This window comes from Burkholderia sp. AU45388 (assembly GCF_030481585.1).
GTDB classification, from domain to species: Bacteria; Pseudomonadota; Gammaproteobacteria; order Burkholderiales; family Burkholderiaceae; genus Burkholderia; species Burkholderia sola.
Genome location: NZ_JAUJPV010000003.1, coordinates 15,045 through 31,673 on the forward strand (window position 1 = coordinate 15,045; position 16,629 = coordinate 31,673).

Below are 16,629 nucleotides of genomic sequence, written 5' to 3' on the forward strand. Positions count from 1 at the left end.
CCAGCAATCAGAGGCATCCCATGACCAGTGCAACCCAATTCGACAACGTATCGGTCGTCAAGCGCGCGAACGTCTATTTCGACGGCAAGTGCGTGTCGCATACCGTGCTCTTCCCGGACGGCACGCGCAAGACGCTCGGCGTGATTCTGCCGTGCGCGCTCAACTTCGGCACGGATGCGCCCGAATTGATGGAAGTGCAGGCCGGCAAGTGCCGCGTGAAGCTCGACGGCAGCAGCGAATGGCAGACCTACGGCGCCGGCGAATCGTTCTCGGTGCCGGGCAAGAGCCGCTTCGACATCGAAGTGCTCGAGACGCTCGATTACGTCTGCAGCTACCTGTAACGCGCTTCCCGCGCGGCAAAGAAAAAGCCCCGCCGAAGCGGGGCTGGTCGCAAGCGGACGGCGCAAGGCCATCCGAAGCGCCTGTTCTCGTTACATCGTTACAGGCAGGCGTTGATGTCGCCGGCGGACGCTGCATCGCCGCGCACGCCGACCCACGTTTTCGCACCCGGCTTCCACGAAGGGCGAACCATCGCGGCGGCGCCGTTCGGCGGCTGCTGGCCCGGTGCGTACACGTCGGTCGCGAGGCCGTTGGCCAGCACGTTCTGCGAGATCACCTGTTGTTGCGACTTGTCGGCCCAGGTCTTGGCGATGCACGCGGAGACTTCCGGGGCGTCTTTCTGGCTTTGTCCCACGTTCTGCACGGCCGGTTCGGCGGCATGAGCAGAAATTGCCACGGTCAATGCGATGAGCGGTAAGTATTTCACGTTCACGTTATCTCCCTCGAGTCGTGATTGATTGAGTGGGATGCGCAGCAATGCTGCGTGCAAGTGAGATTCCATCCTGCAAGCACGGTTCCGACCATTCCGAAACAAGTTGTTAACGCGCTTGCCAAATGGCGGCTCGGATGCTGCGCCCGTTGCTGCGGCGCGGCATGCGTCGTGTACGGCTCGACGTCATGCATGGCCGGGTCCCGCGCGCTGCCCGATCGTGGTGTGGTGAAGTGACGGCCGCGGCATGCGGGATGTCGATGCATCCCGCGCCGCGACTCTTTATCTGATGACGAAGTGGAATGGCTGATGGATGGCCCCGTCGCATGAGCACGATGATGACAAACTTTCGTCTGCCGCATTGTTAACCAACTTCAAACGGCGGAAGACGACGGGGACACGATGCGCGGCCGGGCGAACGCCGCGCATGCGGGCCGTATCAGCCGGCCTTGCGCGAGCCGACGTCGCGCAGGTTGACCGGGACGACCGGACGGAAACGCTCGCGCTTCTGTTCGTCGTCGAAGTGCTGGAGCGCCGGCTTGATCAGGTCGCTGCGAGACACGATGCCCGTGATGCGCAGCGATTGCTCGTCGGCAACCACCGGCAGGCGTTCAAGGCCGAGCATCGCGAGGCGCGACGCGACGACGCGGCACGTTTCGTGCACCAGCGCGATGGTCGGTGCGCGGTTGGCGAACGCGTCCGAGATCGGCGTATCGGCGCCGGCCTGCGCGCGCTGCGCATCGAGCGTCGCGCGATCGACGAGGCCGAGCAGGCGGCCGTGCTGCACGACCGGATATGCGCGGTGCGTTTGCTTCGCGCCGAAGTATTGCGCTTCGACGGTATCGAGCGTCGCTGCGCCGTCGATCGTGACGAGCTGATCGGCCGACGTCATCACTTCGCCGATGTCATGCCGTTCGAGCGGATCGACGCCGTATTCGCGATAGATGTGATAGCCGCGACGTGCGATTTTTTCCGTCATGATCGAGCGTTTCATCACGATGGTCGCGAAGCCGTGCGCGACGAGCGTCGCCGCGAGCAGCGGCAGCAGCGCGTTGGCGTCGTGCGTGAGGCCGAACGCGAACACGATCGCGGTGAGCGGGGCGCCGAGCGTCGCACCGAGCGTCGCGGCCATGCATACGAGCGGCCACAGCGCCGGGTCGCCGCCCGGCAACACCGGCGACAGCACGGTGCCGAGGCCGGCGCCGAGCATCAGCAGCGGGGCGAGTACACCGCCCGAGGTGCCCGAGCCGAGCGCGATCACCCACATCACGGCCTTCACGATCAGCAGCGCGAGCGCGATCTTCAGCGCGATGTGCTGGTGCAGCAGGTCGCCGATCACGTCGTAGCCGACGCCGAGTGCGCGCGGCTCGAGCCAGCCGCCGACGCCGATCACGATCGCGCCGAGCGCCGGCCACCACATCCAGTGCACGGGCAGCTTCGCGAACGCGTCCTCGACGCGGTAGAGCGCCGCCGACAGGCCGCACGCGAGCATGCCCGACAGCAGGCCCGCGACGAGGCACGACAGCAGTGCGACGGACGTCGGCGCGGCCGTGGTCAGCGGAAACAGCGGACCGACGCCGAAGAACACCGCGCGTGCGAAGCCCGCCACCGCGCACGCGAGCGCGACCGGCAGGAAACTGCGCGGACGCCATTCGAACAGCAGCAGTTCGACCGCGAGCAGCACGGCGGCCACCGGCGTGCCGAACACGGCCGTCATGCCGGCGGCCGCACCGGCGACGAGCAGCGTCTTGCGCTCGGCGGCGGTCACGTGCACGCATTGCGCGATCAGCGAGCCGAGCGCGCCGCCCGTCATGATGATCGGGCCTTCGGCGCCGAACGGGCCGCCGCTGCCGATCACGACGCCGGACGACAGCGGCTTGAGGATCGCGACCTTCGGCGACATGCGGCTCTTGCCGAACAGGATCGCCTCGATCGCCTCGGGAATGCCGTGGCCGCGGATCTTCTCCGAACCGAAACGCGCCATCAGGCCCACGATCAGCCCGCCGATCACCGGGACCGCGATCACCCAGGCGCCGAGCGTGTTGTTCGCGGGCGAATGGTCGGCGAACGACAGTTGCTGGAAGAAGAACAGGTTCGTGAACAGGCGGATCAGGCTCAACAGCACGAACGCGGCGAGCGTGCTGAGCAGGCCGATCCCGGCGGCAAGCAACGCGATCCTGGGCAGGCGTTCGTTGGTCGAGAAATCGCGTTTGTGGGGTGCGTTCATCGGCGAGGCAAGGGTCAATAATCGATCTGGGGAACCAGGAACGTGCCCTTGAGCGACTTCAGCTCGGCACGATGCATGGCTGCGAGACGGGCAAGCAGCGTTTCGCCGGCCGGCTCGAGGTGGACTTCGACCTGGCGGCGGTCGGCTTCGCTCGGCTTGCGCTTCACGAGTCCGAGCGTTTCGCAGCGCGTCACCAGCGCCACGACGCCGTGGTGCTGCGCCTGCAGGCGTTCCGCGAGCTCGCCGATGGTCGCCCATTCGCGATGCGGATAACCCTTGATGTGCAGCAGCAGCAGGTATTGCAGCGGCGTCACGCCTTCGCTTTGCGCGGCGCGTTCGGAGAAGCGCTCGAAGCGGCGCATCTGGTAGCGGAACTCGGACAGTTGCTGGAAATCGCTTTTCGTCAGGGCGCGTCGGGTATCGGTCATCGAGGTCGTTCGGGCAGTCGGTTACGGTGCGTATAAATATATCATTATGTGATATAAATGTCCGAAATATGGCTAAAATGTTGTATTTCTCGTTCAGAAGGTGGCTACATGGCGTGATGCGCGCTACGCGGCTTCCAGCATTTTGGTCTGCTGATAAAGGCCGGTGACGAGATCCGTCTGCGTGATGATGCCGACGAGCCGGCGCGATGCATCGACCACGGGAATATGGTGGTGGCCCGAATGCGTGAACAGCGGCACGAGCGCCGTGATCGGCATCGTTTCCGGCACCGACGCGACGTCGCGCGTCATCACGGACGCGACGCTCGCAGGCTGGCCGCCGAACGCTTGCGGCAGCCGCGCGGACAGGCGCTGCCACAGCGGGATTGGACGGCGCAACTGTCGCGTGAGGTCGGCGCGCGTGACGATGCCGGTCAGGCGGCCTTCGCCGTCCACCACGGGCAGCGCCTTCACGCGATGGCGGTCGAGCAGCGTGAGCGCGGCCGTGACCGACGTCGATGGCGCGACTTCGATCGCATGCTTCGTCATCAGGTCCGCGCACTTCAACTGGCCGAACGTGCGCGTATAAGCCTGCATTTCGGTTTCGCGCAGCAGCGTTTCGAGATCGTCTGGATCGACGTCGAGCCATTCGCCGCGGCGCTTCAGCACCGCGTCGAGGTCGCCGCGCGTGAAGCCGCCGCGCGCGGGTGCGGCGCCGGCTTGCGGTTTCGTTTCGGGGCGCATGCCGCCGTGCGGGTAGCGGTGCCCGGTCAGCGCGTGATAGACGAGCGCGGCCGACAGCAGGATCGCCGATTGAAGCGCGATCGGCTGCAGCACGAAGCCGAAGCCGAGCGCATGGATCGCCGGGCCGCCGACCACGGCCGTGAGCGCGACGGCCCCCGACGGCGGGTGCACGCAGCGCAGCGCGAACATGCCGCCGATCGCGCAGGCGATCGCGACCGCGGCGGCCGTGATCGGATCGGCGATCCATTGCGCGCACGCGACGCCGACGGTCGCCGCGACGAGATTGCCGCCGACGATCGACCAGGGCTGCGCGAGCGGGCTCGCCGGCACCGCGAACAGCAGCACGGCCGACGCACCCATCGGCGCGACGAGCAGCGGCACGAGGCCCGGCACGCCGGGCAGCAGCCGCATCGTGACGCCGACCGTCGCAATGCCCACGAGCGCGCCGGTGCACGCGCGCAGGCGCTCGCGCCAGCCGAGGGTCATCGGATGCGGAATGAAGCTGTGCAGCCATTGCCGCAACGTGCGGCGCGACGGGGAGGAGCCTGACGACATGGAGGATAAGCGGTAAAAGGACGGTGCCGCGGCGCGGTGACAAGCGCGGAATTATATCGTGTTGTGATACAAATTGCCGCGCCACGTCATGGCGTTGCGCGCGCGCGACGCGCGAGTCTTGCAAAATCCTTTCATCCGACGGGAGCTTGGGCACGCATGAGCGCGCAAATTTGTCTGCAGCGGCGTACAATTCGGCGCAGTCAATTCCCCCGTCATGCCAGAACCCCGTCCTCGATGCCCGCTCTCCCGCCTTCTCCCCGGCACGGTGATCGATTCGACGCGGTTCGCGGCCGCGTTCCGTTGCCCCTCTGACGCGAGCGCCGCCGACGCCTCCCCACCGACTCTCCCCAAGCCAATTCAATGGACATGCTCGAAAACATGCGCCTGTTCGTGCGCGTCGTCGAAGCCGGCAGTTTTACTGCGGTCGCGAAGGAAATCGACGCGACCACCGCGCAGGTGTCGCGCGCCGTCTCGAACCTCGAAGCCCACGTACAGACGCGTCTGCTGCATCGCACGACCCGCCACCTCGGCCTGACCGAAAGCGGCGAACGCTATTTCGAGCGCGCGAAATCGATCCTCGCGGAACTCGACTACGCGAACGCGGAGGCGCGCAATGCGCTGCTGCGGCCGAGCGGCAAGATGCGTATCCATGCGATGACGGGGCTCGGGCAGAGTCACGTCGTGTCGTCGATCGTGCGCTACCAGGAGGACAATCCCGACGTGTCGGTCGAGCTGACGCTCGCGCAGCGGATGCCGAATCTGGTCGAGGAGGGCTATGACGTGTCGATCGTCACAGCATCGCAATTGCCCGACTCCGGCTATGTCGCGCAGACCTGCGGTACGAGCTGCAGCGTGCTCGTTGCATCGCGCGAATACCTGGCGCGGCACGGCACGCCGCAGACGCCCGACGAGCTGCCGAACCACGTGTGCCTGCGCCTCGACACGCCCGCGTCGCCGGCCGGCGAATGGCGGCTCGAACGCAGCGACGGCGAGGAAGCCGTCTACGCGCTGCAGCCGGCGCCGTTCCAGGTCAACGTGCCGGATGCGCTGTGCGTCGCGGTGCGTGCCGGACGCGGGATCGCGTGCGTGGCGCTGTATACGGTGCTCGACGATCTCCGCGAAGGGCGCTTGATCCGCGTGCTGCCCGACTACCGGCTGCAGACGGTGAGCGTCTATGCGGTCTACGCGACGCGCCGTTATCTCGATGCGAAGATCCGCACGTTCCTCGATCACCTGCGCACGACGCTCACGCCGGCGCTGGAGAACGATCTGCGCGAACTCGACCGGCTGACGACCGAGCACGCGCCGGCAGGCCGCCAGCGCGCATAACGGTGCGCCGGCGCGTGGCCGCGGCGTTCATGCGGCCGGCGCGATGCGGATCCGCTCGAAGCGGCCCGCGAGCCACGTGTACGCGACAATGCCGATCAGCCCGTGCGCGGCGACGAACCACAGCGCGCCGGCGAACGAACCCGTGCTGGCGACGAAGTAGCCGATCACGAGCGGCGTGACGATCCCGGCGATGTTGCCGAGACCGTTGAAGACGCCGCCGCTCAGCCCGACCATGCCTTCCGGCGCCGTGTCGGCGAGCACGGCCCAGCCGACCGCCGCGAGCCCCTTGCCGAAGAACGCGATCGTCATCAGCGCGATCACGACCGTGTTCGACGTTGCGCCGTTCGCGAGCACGAGCAGCGTCGCCATCGCCATCCCCGCGACGAACGGCGTCTTGCGCGCCCGCGACGGATGCATGCCGCGCCGGATCAGCCAGTCCGACAGCAGGCCGCCGAGCACGCCGCCCGTGAACCCGCAGATGGCCGGGAGCGCGGCGACCCAGCCGGCTTCCATGATCGTCATCCCGCGCCCCTTGATCAGGTAGATCGGAAACCACGTGATGAAGAAGTAGGTGAGCGCCGTGATGCAGTACTGGCCGACGTAGATCGCCCACAGGTTCCGGTGGCGGAACAGTTGCGACACGTCGCGCCACGACGCGCGCGGCCGTTCGCGCACGCGGTTCGCCTCGAGATCGACGAGCGCGCCGTGGGCGCGCAGGTAGTCGCGCTCCGCGTCGGTCATGCGCGGGTGGCCGTGCGGTTCGCGATACCACGCGAACCACAGCGCGGCGAGCGCGATGCCGAGCAGCCCCATCCACAGGAATACGTGCTCCCAGCCGAGCGCATGCGTGAGCCACGCCATCGCCGGCGTGAACAGCACGACGGCCATGTATTGCGCGGAATTGAACAGCGCGGATGCGGTGCCGCGTTCGGCCGTCGGGAACCAGCAGGCGACGATCCGCGAATTGGCCGGGAACGCAGGCGATTCGACGAGGCCGAGCATGAAGCGCATCACGAACAGCGCGAGCGTCGCGGCCGCGCCCTGCACGGCGAACGTGCCGACTGTGCCCTGCAACATCGTGAATATCGACCACAGCAACAGGCTCAGCCCGTACACGCGCCGCGCGCCGAAGCGATCGAGCAGCCAGCCGCCCGGAATCTGGCCGATTGCATAGGCCCACGCGAACGCCGAAAAGACGATCCCCAATTGCACGGGCGTGAGCCCCAGGTCGTGCGCGACGCCGGTGCCCGCGATCGACATCGTCGCGCGGTCCGCATAATTGATGACGGTGACCGCGAAAATCAGCGCGAGAACCGCATAACGGACGCGGCCGATCGTGCGAGACGCGGCGGGCGATGCGGCGAGCGCAGCGCCGCTGGATCGATTGGACATGCATGTCTCCTGGCCTCCGTCGTGCGAAGGCATCGGGTGTCGTAACGGAAGGCCGGCGCCACGCTCAGCGCGTGACACTGGTCGGCGGGCGCTGGCCCGCGAAGCACGCGGCGAGGTTCGCGAGCACGATGCGGCCCATTTGCTCGCGCGTCTCGTGCGTGGCGCTCGCGCGGTGCGGCTGCACGACCACGCGATCGAGTTCGAGCAGCGCGGCCGGCACGTGCGGTTCGTTCGCGAACACGTCGAGCCCGGCGCCGGCGATCGTGCCGTCGGCCAGCGCGCGCACGAGCGCGGCTTCGTCGACCAGCTTGCCGCGTGCGACATTGATCAGGAATCCTGTTGGACCGAGCGCGGCGAGCACGTCCGCCGTCACCAGCACGCTGCCGTGATCGGCCGACGCCGCGATCACGAGCACGTCGCTGTCGCGTGCGAGCGCAGCAAGGTCGGGCACGAAGCGATAGCCGCTGTCGCGATGCTCGCGCGGGCCGAAGTAACTGACGGGCATCCGGAACGCTTGCGCACGCTGCGCGATCGCGCGCCCGACGCGGCCGAGCCCGACGATACCGAGCCGCTTGCCCGTGACCTGCGTCGCGAGCGGCTGGGCCGTCTTGCCCCAGCGGCCGGCGCGCACGATCCGCTCGCCGGCCCCGAGGTCGCGCAGCGTCATCAGGATCAGCCCGAGCGCCATGTCGGCGACGTCGTCGGTCAGCACGTCGGGCGTCGTCGTCACGTGGATGCCGCGCGCCCGCGCGCGCTCGAGATCGACCGCGTCGGTGCCGATGCCGCTGATCGCGATGATCTCGAGCGCGGCGAGCCGGTCCATCAGCGCGGCGGACAGGCCGTTCGCGCCGCCGGTCACGACGCCGCGAATGCGCGGCGCCACGCGATCGAGCAGCGCGTCCGGTTGCTCGGCCGCATACAGTCGATGCACGGTGTAACGGGCGGACAGTTCGGCGTCGATGGTGTCGGGGAGCGGCTGCGTCAGCAGGATGTCGATGGTCATGAAGGTCTCGGTCGTCGTGCGCGGCGCGGGCCGCGCATCAGGTGGAACCGAGTATAGAAATCGCATCGATATCGGTCTAACATCAAAAGACTATCGATTGATTCAACATTTGAATGATTGAACTGCACCAGCTTCGCTGCTTCGTCGCGGTGGCCGAAGAGCTGCATTTCGGCCGTGCGGCCAAGCGGCTGTTCATGACCCAGCCGCCGCTCAGCCGGCAAATCCAGTTGCTCGAGCACGCGCTCGGCATCGCACTGCTCGAGCGCAGCAGCCGGCAGGTCAGCCTCACCGCGGCCGGCGAACGCTTCCTGCGCGACGCGCGGCACATCCTCGAATTCTCCGCGCGGGCCGAGCAGGCCGCGCAGCGCGTCGCGCACGGCGGGGCCGGGCGCATCACGCTCGGGTTCACGGCCGTCAGTGCGTACCGGATGATTCCGGTGCTGCTCGCGCATGCCGCGCATGCATTGCCGGACGTCGACGTCGAATTGCGCGAGATGGTGTCGACCGTGCAGATCGACGCGCTCGCGTCGCGGATGCTCGACGCCGGTTTCGTGCGCCAGCGCGCCGCGCGCCAGCCGCTCGAATACCGGCTCGTGCAGCGCGAACCGATGCTCGTCGCGGTCGCGCAGGGCGCGCCGCTCGCCGCCTATGAGCAGATCGGCCCCGACGAACTCGACCGGCAGCCGTTCATCGCGTATTCGCCGAACGAGGGCAAGTATTTCCACGACATGATTTCGGGGATGTTCGCGAGCGCCGGGCGGCTGCCGAACTACCTGCACTACGTCGGCCAGACGCATACGATCCTCGGCCTCGTGCGCGCGGGGCTCGGCGCGGCGCTGGTGCCGGCGTCGGCGCGCGAGCTACACGTGGACGGTGTGGTGTTCCGGCCGCTGGCGGGCGTCAACGTGGCGGCCGAGTTGTATCTCGCATGGCGCGCGGACAACGACAATCCCGCGCTGCCGGTGTTCAACGCGATGGTCGAGCGGTTTCTTGCGCAGGAGCAGGGCGGCGCGTCGGCGTAGCGGCATGACAAGGGCGCGCGACGTCACAAGCTTTCGATCGGGCGGCGTGCGCTGCCGCGATGGCAAGCGATCCCGAGCGAGCATCGAAGGCAGGAATCCTTTCAATTCGAAAAGCTGACCTCGTGCAAGGCGCTGTCGGATGGAGCGGCGACAGCGGCGTCGCCAGCCCGACGAAGGGTTCCACGTGGACTGCTTGGCGCTGAATGCCGCTCGGCGCAGGATACGTCCGTGCATTTGGAGCGGGACGCGCCGGCCGCGCGGTTCCTGCACCCGCGACACGCAAAAGAACAACGATGGGCCTTTACGACTTCGTACCGGGAAACCGGCCGTGCGTTCGCGGTCAGCTCGATCAAGGGCACGGATCTGAAGTTCGCGGTGACCAAGCTCGACGGCTCGAACATCGCGTACAAGATCGACGTGCGCGCCGACGACCAGGACCTGCTGATCTACCTGAACGCCGCGATCGCGAAGCTCAGGCAGTCGCCGCGGTATCTCGACCTGCTGCGCAAGTACTTCGTCGGCGACCAGACGATGACGACCTCGGCCGCATCCGGCGAGCATACGTACGTGGTGAAGGCGGGCGATACGCTGACCCTGATCGCGGCGAGCAAGCTGGGCAGCGGCCAGCGCTATCGCGAGATCCAGCGCCGCAACAACCTCGCGAACCCGAACCTGATCCCGGCCGGCCAGCATCTGGTGATTCCGGTTCGCTAGCCGCGGCGTGAGGCGGGAGAGGTGAAGCGAGGAAAGTGAAGCGATACGCGGGGCCTGACGGAGAATACCCGCCGGGCCCCGCGCCGTTTCGCATCAGTGCGTGAACGACAGGAACAGGTACGCGGCGAACAGCGCGACGTGCACGACGCCGTGCAGCACCGTCGTGCGCCCTTGGCTCAGCGTGAGCGTGCTGACCAGCAGCGTGAGCGCCAGCAGCACCGTTTCCATCGCGCCGATCCCGAGCGTGAGCGGCTGGCCGACCCAGATGAACACGGCGGCGACGGTCGGGATCGTGAGCCCGATGCTCGCAAGCGCCGAACCGAGCGCGAGGTTCATGCTGGTCTGCAGCCGGTTCGCACGCGCGGCGGTGACGGCCGCGAGCCCTTCCGGCAGCAGCACGAGCGCGGCGATCACGATACCGACCGCGGCTTCGGGGGCGCCGAGCTTCAGCACCGCGTGCTCGACGGCCGGCGACAGCAGCTTCGCGAGCAGCACGACCGCGACGAGGCTTGCGAACAGCAGCACCATGCTGATGACGGCGGTGCGGTTGCCCGGTGCGGCCGCGTGCACCGCTTCGTTCGCGCTGTCGTGCTCGGCGAGGAAGTAGTCGCGGTGGCGCACGGTCTGCACGAACACGAACGCGCCGTACAGCACGAGCGACGCCACGCCGGCGAACGCGAGCTGCGATTTCGAGAAGAACGGGCCCGGCGCGGCGCTCAGGTAGTTCGGCATCACGAGCGACAGCACCGACAGCGACGCGAGCACCGCGAGCGCCTTGCTCGCGCCGCGCCCCTGGAAGTCCTGTTCACCGTGCTTCCATGCGCCGACCAGCAGGCAGATGCCGACGATGCCGTTGCAGATGATCATCACGGCGGCGTACACGGTGTCGCGGGCGAGGCCCGATTTTTCGGGGCCCGCGCCCAGCATCACCGAGACGATCAGCGCGACTTCGATGACGGTCACGGCGACCGCGAGCACCAGGGTGCCGAACGGTTCGCCGACCCGGTGCGCGACGACTTCCGCGTGATGGACGGCGGCGAACACGGCGCCGGCGAGCGCGGCGGCGAACACCGCGATGGCGAGGCCTTCGGCCGGCACCACGCGCGACAGCGCGAGTACCAGCCACGCGGCAAGCGGGGCCCAGAGGGTCCAGCGCGGGAGCTGGTTGGACGAGAGCGGCATGAGGGTTTCCTTATGCGAGTGGCGGCGCGCGACGCGCCGTCACGGGTTGACGAAGCCCGGCCGTACTATCCGCCGAACGAGGACGATGAAACCGATGGGTGGCGGCACGCAGCGGTGCTGCCCTGGGTTCGCTGCCGCGAGGCGGCGAAGGCGCGGGCGGGCCGAAGCCCGTCGCGGGATGAAACGATTCGATGCGGTTGCCCGCAGACGGCGAGACAAGGTCACGTGGCGACGTGCGGCCGGAAGCTTGATTCGCCCCCGGAGAGGAGCGATGGACGGCGGTGACGGCGCGACACGCGTTTCCCCTGGAATCCGGCAATTTGTCGAATTTTATCAGGCGTTGGGGGATCACTATCTCATATTCGAACCCTTACGTTGACCTTTCGGTTTATAAAAAGTGCCCCGAACTTTCGACTTTTTCGCCATTGCAGCTTTCGTAACGGTGTCTTGCACGACACATTCGGGCGCGCCCTGACATAAATCTACCGACCGGTCGGTTTATAATCGCTCGCACCTCCACTTCATGACGGATCGCAAGCGATGGCTGTTTCCTCTGCACATTCGGTGAACTCCAGCGCGCTGGCGCAGTCGGCCGTCGTCGGCGTGATCGGCGCCGGCGCGATGGGCGCGGGCATTGCGCAGGTCGCGGCGGCGGCCGGCCATCCGGTGCGGCTGTACGACCTGAACGAAGCGGCCTGCGACAAGGCGCTGGCCGGCATCCGCGCGCAGTTCGCGCGGCTCGCCGAGAAGGGCCGGCTCGAACCGGCGCAGGCCGACGCGGCCGGCAACCGGATTCGCGCGGTGCGCGCGTTGGCGGATTTCGCGGACGTCGCGCTGATCGTCGAGGCGGCGGCCGAACGGCTCGACGTGAAGCGCGAGATCTTCGCGACGCTCGAACGTCATGTCGACGACGCATGCGTGCTGGCGACCAACACGTCGTCGATCTCGATCACGTCGATCGCGGCCGGGCTGCGCGTGCCGCAGCGCGTCGCCGGCCTGCATTTCTTCAACCCGGCGCCGCTGATGGCGCTCGTCGAGGTGGTCAGCGGGCTCGCGACTGCCCCCGAGGTCGCCCGGATGCTGCATGCGACAGCCGCCGCGTGGGGCAAGCAACCGGTGATGGCGAAATCGACGCCGGGCTTCATCGTGAATCGCGTCGCGCGGCCGTATTACGCGGAGGCGCTGCGCGTGCTGAACGAGCAGGGCGGCGCGCCCGCCACGATCGACGCGGTGATGCGCGAAGCCGGCGGCTTCCGGATGGGGCCGTTCGAGCTGATGGACCTGATCGGCCACGACGTGAACTTCGCGGTGACCGAATCGGTGTTTCGCGCGTACTTCAACGACCCGCGCTACACCCCGTCGCTGATCCAGCAGGAACTCGTGAACGCGGGCTTCCTCGGGCGCAAGTCCGGGCGCGGTTTCTATCCGTATGCGGATGGTGCGACGCCGCCTGCTCCCGATCTCGAACCGCCGCGCGACGCGCCGGCCAACGTCGTGCTGTTCGCGCAGGACGGCCCGGCCGCCGCGCTGCATGTGCGCTTCGCCGAACGTATCGCTGGCGCGCGGCGCAACGACGCGCATCCGGACGAATGGCTCGCCGTGGCCGGCCGCGCGTCGATCGCGCTGACCGACGGCCGCACCGCGACCGCGCGCGCCGCCCAGACGGGCGTGGCGGATCTCGTGCTCGTCGACCTGGCGCGCGATTACGCGCAGGCCGGGCTGGTCGCGCTGACGCGCGCGCTCCAGTGCAGCGATGCCGCGTATGCGGACGCGGTCGGCCTGTTCCAGCAGGCGGGCTTTCGCGTCGTCGGCGTCGCGGACGTGCCGGGGATGGTCGCGATGCGTACCGTCGCGATGCTCGCGAACGAAGCGGCCGACACGGTGAACCAGGGCGTGTGCTCGCCGGCCGATCTCGATCTCGCGATGGAGAAGGGCGTGAACTACCCGTGCGGCCCGCTCGCGTGGGCCGATGCGATCGGCATCGGCCGCGTGCATCGCGTGCTGTCGAACCTGGCGGCGAGCTACGGCGAGGACCGTTATCGCGTGTCGCCGCGCCTTGCCGCGCTGCACGCGGCCGGCCGCACGTTCCGGTCGTAGCCCGGGCGCCTCGTCACCTCGAACACGACAACGACATCACTCCATTGGAGGAGCACCCCGATGACTCACCCGACGCATCCCGCCGCCGCCCTCGAGCCGATCGAGACCGCCAGCCGCGACGAACTGCAGGCGCTGCAGCTCGACCGCCTCAAGTGGTCGCTGCGCCACGCGTACGACAACGTCCCGCACTATCGGCGCACGTTCGATGCGGCGGGCGTGCACCCGGACGACCTGAAGTCGCTCGCCGATCTCGCGAAATTCCCGTTCTCGACCAAGAGCGATCTGCGCGACAACTATCCGTTCGGCCTCTTCGCGGTGCCGCGCGAGCAGGTCGTGCGTGTGCACGCATCGAGCGGCACGACCGGCAAGCCGACCGTGGTCGGCTACACGGCGCGCGACATCGACACGTGGGCGAACGTGACCGCGCGCTCGATCCGCGCGGCCGGCGGCCGCCCGGGCGACACGCTGCACAACGCGTTCGGCTACGGCCTCTTCACCGGCGGCCTCGGAATTCACTACGGTGCGGAGCGGCTCGGCTGCATGGTCGTGCCGATGTCGGGCGGCCAGACCGAGAAGCAGGTGCAGCTGATTCGCGATTTCGAGCCGAAGATCATTCTCGTCACGCCGTCGTACATGCTGAACCTGATCGACGAGATGGTGCGGCAGGGGATGGACCCGGCCGAATCGTCGCTGAAGATCGGCATCTTCGGCGCGGAGCCGTGGACGCAGGCGCTGCGCAATGAAGTGGAGACGCGCGTGGGTATCGACGCGCTCGATATCTACGGGCTGTCGGAAGTGATGGGGCCCGGCGTCGCGTGCGAATGCGTCGAGACGAAGGACGGCCCGGTGATCTGGGAAGACCATTTCTACCCGGAGATCATCGATCCCGTCACCGGCGAAGTGCTGCCCGACGGCAGCCAGGGCGAGCTCGTGTTCACGTCGCTGACGAAGGAGGCGATGCCGGTGATCCGCTACCGCACGCGCGACCTCACCGCGCTGCTGCCGCCGACCGCGCGCGCGATGCGCCGGCTCGCGAAGATCACGGGCCGCTCCGACGACATGCTGATCGTGCGCGGCGTGAACGTGTTCCCGAGCCAGATCGAGGAAATCGTCGTCGCGCTGCCGCAGTTGTCGGGCCAGTTCCAGATCACGCTGTCGCGCGACGGTCACATGGACCGGCTCGACCTCGCGGTCGAGCTGCGCTCCGAGGCGGCATCGTCGGTCACCGACGGCGATCGCGCGGCACTCGCGCGCGAGCTGCAGCACCGGATCAAGACGATGGTCGGCGTGTCGTCCGGCGTGACGGTGCTGACGGCCGGCGGTATCCCCGCGACCGCGACCGGCAAGGCGCGCCGCGTGATCGATCGCCGCCAGGCCGCGTGATGTCGATGTGTGCCGTTCTACCCGAGGAAACCTGTTCGATGGATGAATTGAAGACCCTGGCCGTCACGGTCGATGCGCGCGGCATCGCGACCGTCGCGCTGCAGCGCGGCGACGTGCTGAACGCGTTCGACGAGACGATGATCGCGGAATTGACCGACGCATTCACCCCGCTCGGCCGGCGCGACGACGTGCGCGCGATCGTGTTGCGCTCGGACGGCCGCGCGTTCTGCGCGGGCGCCGACCTGCAGTGGATGCAGCGCGCGAGCGCGAACGATGCGGCAGCGAACCTGCGTGACGCCGAGCAGTTCGCCGCGATGATGCGCGCGATCCGGCAATGTCCGAAACCGACGGTCGCACGCGTGCAGGGCCACGCGTTCGGCGGCGGCGTGGGCCTGTGCGCCGCGTGCGACATCGCGATTGCGAGCGACCACGCGCGCTTCTCGGTGAGCGAGGCGCGCTTCGGGATCCTGCCGGCCGTGATCGGCCCGTATCTGGTCGAGGCGGTCGGCCAGCGCCAGGCGCGCCGGCTCGCGCTGACCGCGACGCAGCTCGCGGCCGCCGAGGCCGTCGCGATCGGCCTGATCCATCAGGCCGTGCCGCTCGATGCGCTCGACGACGCGCTCGAGCGGACGCTCGCCGAACTGGGCCGCAACGGCCCGCACGCGCTGATGGAGATCAAGCGCTTCTTCGATGCGATCGGCGAGTACCCGCCGTCGGACGAACGCGCGGCGTTCACCGCGCAGACGATCTCCCGTGTGCGGGCGACGCCGGAAGCGAAGGAAGGCTTCGCGGCCTTCTTCGCGAAGCGGCCGCCGGCGTGGGAGACGGGCGCCGAATAAGGCCGCGCGACGAGCGTCCGCGACGATCGGCGGCGCAACCGGGCCCGCCGCATTTTGCGTCTCGGGCCGGGGCGCTTGCACTACAATGCGTGACCTCCGGCGCGCTGCCGGCCCCGTCCCGACCGATGCTTCGCACGATGATCGTCAATCGCCTTGTCTCCGAGATCCTGTTCGGCTTTACCGGCCTGATCGGCATCATCAATCCGATCGGTATCGCGTTCCTGTTTCTCGAACGAACCGAGGCGCTCACCGCGCACGAACGGGATCTGCTCGCGCGGAAGGTCGCGTTCAATGCATTCGTCGTGCTGATGGTCGCGTTCTTCGCCGGCACGCCGGTGCTGCATTTCTTCGGGATCTCGATGGAAGCGCTGCGGATCGGCGGCGGCTTCGCGGTTGCCGTGGCCGGCTGGCAGATGCTGAACGAACCGGACGGGCCGGGCGGCGGCGACACGCCCGTCAAGCCGATCGACGCGAACGCGATCATGACGCGCGCGTTCTTCCCGTTGACGGTGCCGCTGACGGTCGGCCCCGGCTCCATCGCGACCGCGATCGCGCTGAACGCGAACCGCACGCACAAGCTGTCGGAATTCATGCTGTCGAGCATCGTGTCGATCGCCGTGTCCGTGCTCGTCGCGCTCGTGATCTGGCAGGTCTACAGCCGCTCCGCGCTGCTCGCGCGCTACCTCGGCAGCGAAGGAACCAAGGTCGCGAAGCGCGTGTCGGCGTTCCTGCTGCTGTGTATCGGCGTGCAGATCATGCTGACCGGCTTCTCCGCGTTCCTGCAGCCGATCGCCGACCAGGCCAAGTAACCGGAGCGTTCCGGTTCGCCCTTCGAGGTTCAACCTTTCACGCAGCCTGCACGCGGCGCGCGGTCATACGCGTTCGCGGCATGCGGGATACCATGCGACGTCTGGCGGATGCGCGGCGCGCATCCGGCCGCAATCCCCA

The 16,629-nt window shown here is 68.0% G+C and carries 15 protein-coding genes; 8 read left to right on the plus strand and 7 right to left on the minus strand.

Annotated elements, in window-relative coordinates; all coding sequences use genetic code 11:
* Nucleotides 1-20 precede the first annotated feature (20 nt).
* The gene (locus tag QZM72_RS07525) at nucleotides 21-341 is read left to right on the plus strand and encodes a pyrimidine/purine nucleoside phosphorylase (protein WP_006478890.1); all 321 of its coding nucleotides are present in this window, start codon (nucleotides 21-23) and stop codon (nucleotides 339-341) included.
* Between the two features lie 98 nt (nucleotides 342-439).
* Here QZM72_RS07525 and QZM72_RS07530 read toward each other — a convergent pair whose 3' ends face one another.
* From QZM72_RS07530 to QZM72_RS07545, 4 genes are all read right to left on the minus strand, one after another.
* On the minus strand, nucleotides 440-772 hold the full coding sequence (locus QZM72_RS07530) for a hypothetical protein (RefSeq protein ID WP_171984430.1): 333 nt from the start codon (nucleotides 770-772) through the stop codon (nucleotides 440-442).
* Nucleotides 773-1,208: 436 nt separating this feature from the next.
* On the minus strand, nucleotides 1,209-2,996 hold the full coding sequence (locus QZM72_RS07535; protein ID WP_089469949.1) for a chloride channel protein: 1,788 nt from the start codon (nucleotides 2,994-2,996) through the stop codon (nucleotides 1,209-1,211).
* Between the two features lie 14 nt (nucleotides 2,997-3,010).
* On the minus strand, nucleotides 3,011-3,424 hold the full coding sequence (locus QZM72_RS07540) for a MarR family winged helix-turn-helix transcriptional regulator (protein ID WP_089469948.1): 414 nt from the start codon (nucleotides 3,422-3,424) through the stop codon (nucleotides 3,011-3,013).
* A gap of 123 nt (nucleotides 3,425-3,547) precedes the next feature.
* Entirely contained in the window at nucleotides 3,548-4,720 is a 1,173-nt protein-coding gene (locus QZM72_RS07545) for an HPP family protein (RefSeq protein WP_089469947.1), read from the minus strand.
* A gap of 360 nt (nucleotides 4,721-5,080) precedes the next feature.
* Here QZM72_RS07545 and QZM72_RS07550 point away from each other — a divergent pair, with 360 nt between their 5' ends.
* Nucleotides 5,081-6,049, plus strand: coding sequence for a LysR family transcriptional regulator (locus QZM72_RS07550; protein ID WP_089469946.1), 969 nt, complete (start codon nucleotides 5,081-5,083; stop codon nucleotides 6,047-6,049).
* A gap of 27 nt (nucleotides 6,050-6,076) precedes the next feature.
* Here the strand turns inward: QZM72_RS07550 and QZM72_RS07555 are convergent, their stop codons facing one another.
* Complete coding sequence (locus QZM72_RS07555) at nucleotides 6,077-7,441, minus strand: MFS transporter (protein WP_089469945.1); 1,365 nt, start codon at nucleotides 7,439-7,441, stop codon at nucleotides 6,077-6,079.
* A 64-nt stretch (nucleotides 7,442-7,505) separates the two neighbouring features.
* Nucleotides 7,506-8,444, minus strand: a complete 939-nt coding sequence (locus QZM72_RS07560) for a 2-hydroxyacid dehydrogenase (RefSeq protein ID WP_089470586.1) — start codon at nucleotides 8,442-8,444, stop codon at nucleotides 7,506-7,508.
* Between the two features lie 113 nt (nucleotides 8,445-8,557).
* Here QZM72_RS07560 and QZM72_RS07565 point away from each other — a divergent pair, with 113 nt between their 5' ends.
* Both QZM72_RS07565 and QZM72_RS07570 read left to right on the plus strand, forming a co-directional pair.
* Complete coding sequence (locus QZM72_RS07565; RefSeq protein WP_089469944.1) at nucleotides 8,558-9,466, plus strand: LysR substrate-binding domain-containing protein; 909 nt, start codon at nucleotides 8,558-8,560, stop codon at nucleotides 9,464-9,466.
* 228 nt (nucleotides 9,467-9,694) lie between these two features.
* On the plus strand, nucleotides 9,695-10,180 hold the full coding sequence (locus QZM72_RS07570) for a LysM peptidoglycan-binding domain-containing protein (protein ID WP_256979749.1): 486 nt from the start codon (nucleotides 9,695-9,697) through the stop codon (nucleotides 10,178-10,180).
* Between the two features lie 93 nt (nucleotides 10,181-10,273).
* On the opposite strand, the gene QZM72_RS07575 is transcribed toward QZM72_RS07570, so the two are convergent.
* A complete protein-coding gene (locus QZM72_RS07575; protein ID WP_089469943.1) occupies nucleotides 10,274-11,362 on the minus strand; it encodes a calcium:proton antiporter in 1,089 nt (362 codons plus the stop codon).
* A gap of 540 nt (nucleotides 11,363-11,902) precedes the next feature.
* Between QZM72_RS07575 and QZM72_RS07580 the strand changes: the two genes are divergently transcribed.
* From QZM72_RS07580 to QZM72_RS07595, 4 genes are all read left to right on the plus strand, one after another.
* Nucleotides 11,903-13,459 carry a 3-hydroxyacyl-CoA dehydrogenase gene (locus tag QZM72_RS07580; protein WP_089469942.1) on the plus strand — a complete coding sequence of 519 codons (1,557 nt, stop codon included), beginning with the start codon at nucleotides 11,903-11,905 and terminating at the stop codon, nucleotides 13,457-13,459.
* A 60-nt stretch (nucleotides 13,460-13,519) separates the two neighbouring features.
* Nucleotides 13,520-14,842, plus strand: coding sequence for a phenylacetate--CoA ligase PaaK (paaK, locus tag QZM72_RS07585; RefSeq protein ID WP_301737732.1), 1,323 nt, complete (start codon nucleotides 13,520-13,522; stop codon nucleotides 14,840-14,842).
* Between the two features lie 38 nt (nucleotides 14,843-14,880).
* Complete coding sequence (locus QZM72_RS07590) at nucleotides 14,881-15,681, plus strand: enoyl-CoA hydratase-related protein (protein ID WP_301737733.1); 801 nt, start codon at nucleotides 14,881-14,883, stop codon at nucleotides 15,679-15,681.
* Between the two features lie 137 nt (nucleotides 15,682-15,818).
* A complete protein-coding gene (locus QZM72_RS07595; protein WP_027780810.1) occupies nucleotides 15,819-16,490 on the plus strand; it encodes a MarC family protein in 672 nt (223 codons plus the stop codon).
* Nucleotides 16,491-16,629: the final 139 nt, after the last annotated feature.

What these genes read in the sequence shown, in the direction of transcription:
- QZM72_RS07565 (WP_089469944.1), top strand. Translation starts at nt 8,558, where the DNA reads ATGATTGAACTGCACCAGCTTCGCTGCTTCGTCGCGGTGGCCGAAGAG.
- QZM72_RS07525 (WP_006478890.1), top strand. Translation starts at nt 21, where the DNA reads ATGACCAGTGCAACCCAATTCGACAACGTATCGGTCGTCAAGCGCGCG.
- QZM72_RS07590 (WP_301737733.1), top strand. Translation starts at nt 14,881, where the DNA reads ATGGATGAATTGAAGACCCTGGCCGTCACGGTCGATGCGCGCGGCATC.
- QZM72_RS07560 (WP_089470586.1), bottom strand. Translation starts at nt 8,444, where the DNA reads ATGACCATCGACATCCTGCTGACGCAGCCGCTCCCCGACACCATCGAC.
- QZM72_RS07545 (WP_089469947.1), bottom strand. Translation starts at nt 4,720, where the DNA reads ATGTCGTCAGGCTCCTCCCCGTCGCGCCGCACGTTGCGGCAATGGCTG.
- QZM72_RS07580 (WP_089469942.1), top strand. Translation starts at nt 11,903, where the DNA reads ATGGCTGTTTCCTCTGCACATTCGGTGAACTCCAGCGCGCTGGCGCAG.
- QZM72_RS07555 (WP_089469945.1), bottom strand. Translation starts at nt 7,441, where the DNA reads ATGTCCAATCGATCCAGCGGCGCTGCGCTCGCCGCATCGCCCGCCGCG.
- paaK (WP_301737732.1), top strand. Translation starts at nt 13,520, where the DNA reads ATGACTCACCCGACGCATCCCGCCGCCGCCCTCGAGCCGATCGAGACC.
- QZM72_RS07575 (WP_089469943.1), bottom strand. Translation starts at nt 11,362, where the DNA reads ATGCCGCTCTCGTCCAACCAGCTCCCGCGCTGGACCCTCTGGGCCCCG.
- QZM72_RS07535 (WP_089469949.1), bottom strand. Translation starts at nt 2,996, where the DNA reads ATGAACGCACCCCACAAACGCGATTTCTCGACCAACGAACGCCTGCCC.
- QZM72_RS07550 (WP_089469946.1), top strand. Translation starts at nt 5,081, where the DNA reads ATGGACATGCTCGAAAACATGCGCCTGTTCGTGCGCGTCGTCGAAGCC.
- QZM72_RS07595 (WP_027780810.1), top strand. Translation starts at nt 15,819, where the DNA reads ATGATCGTCAATCGCCTTGTCTCCGAGATCCTGTTCGGCTTTACCGGC.
- QZM72_RS07540 (WP_089469948.1), bottom strand. Translation starts at nt 3,424, where the DNA reads ATGACCGATACCCGACGCGCCCTGACGAAAAGCGATTTCCAGCAACTG.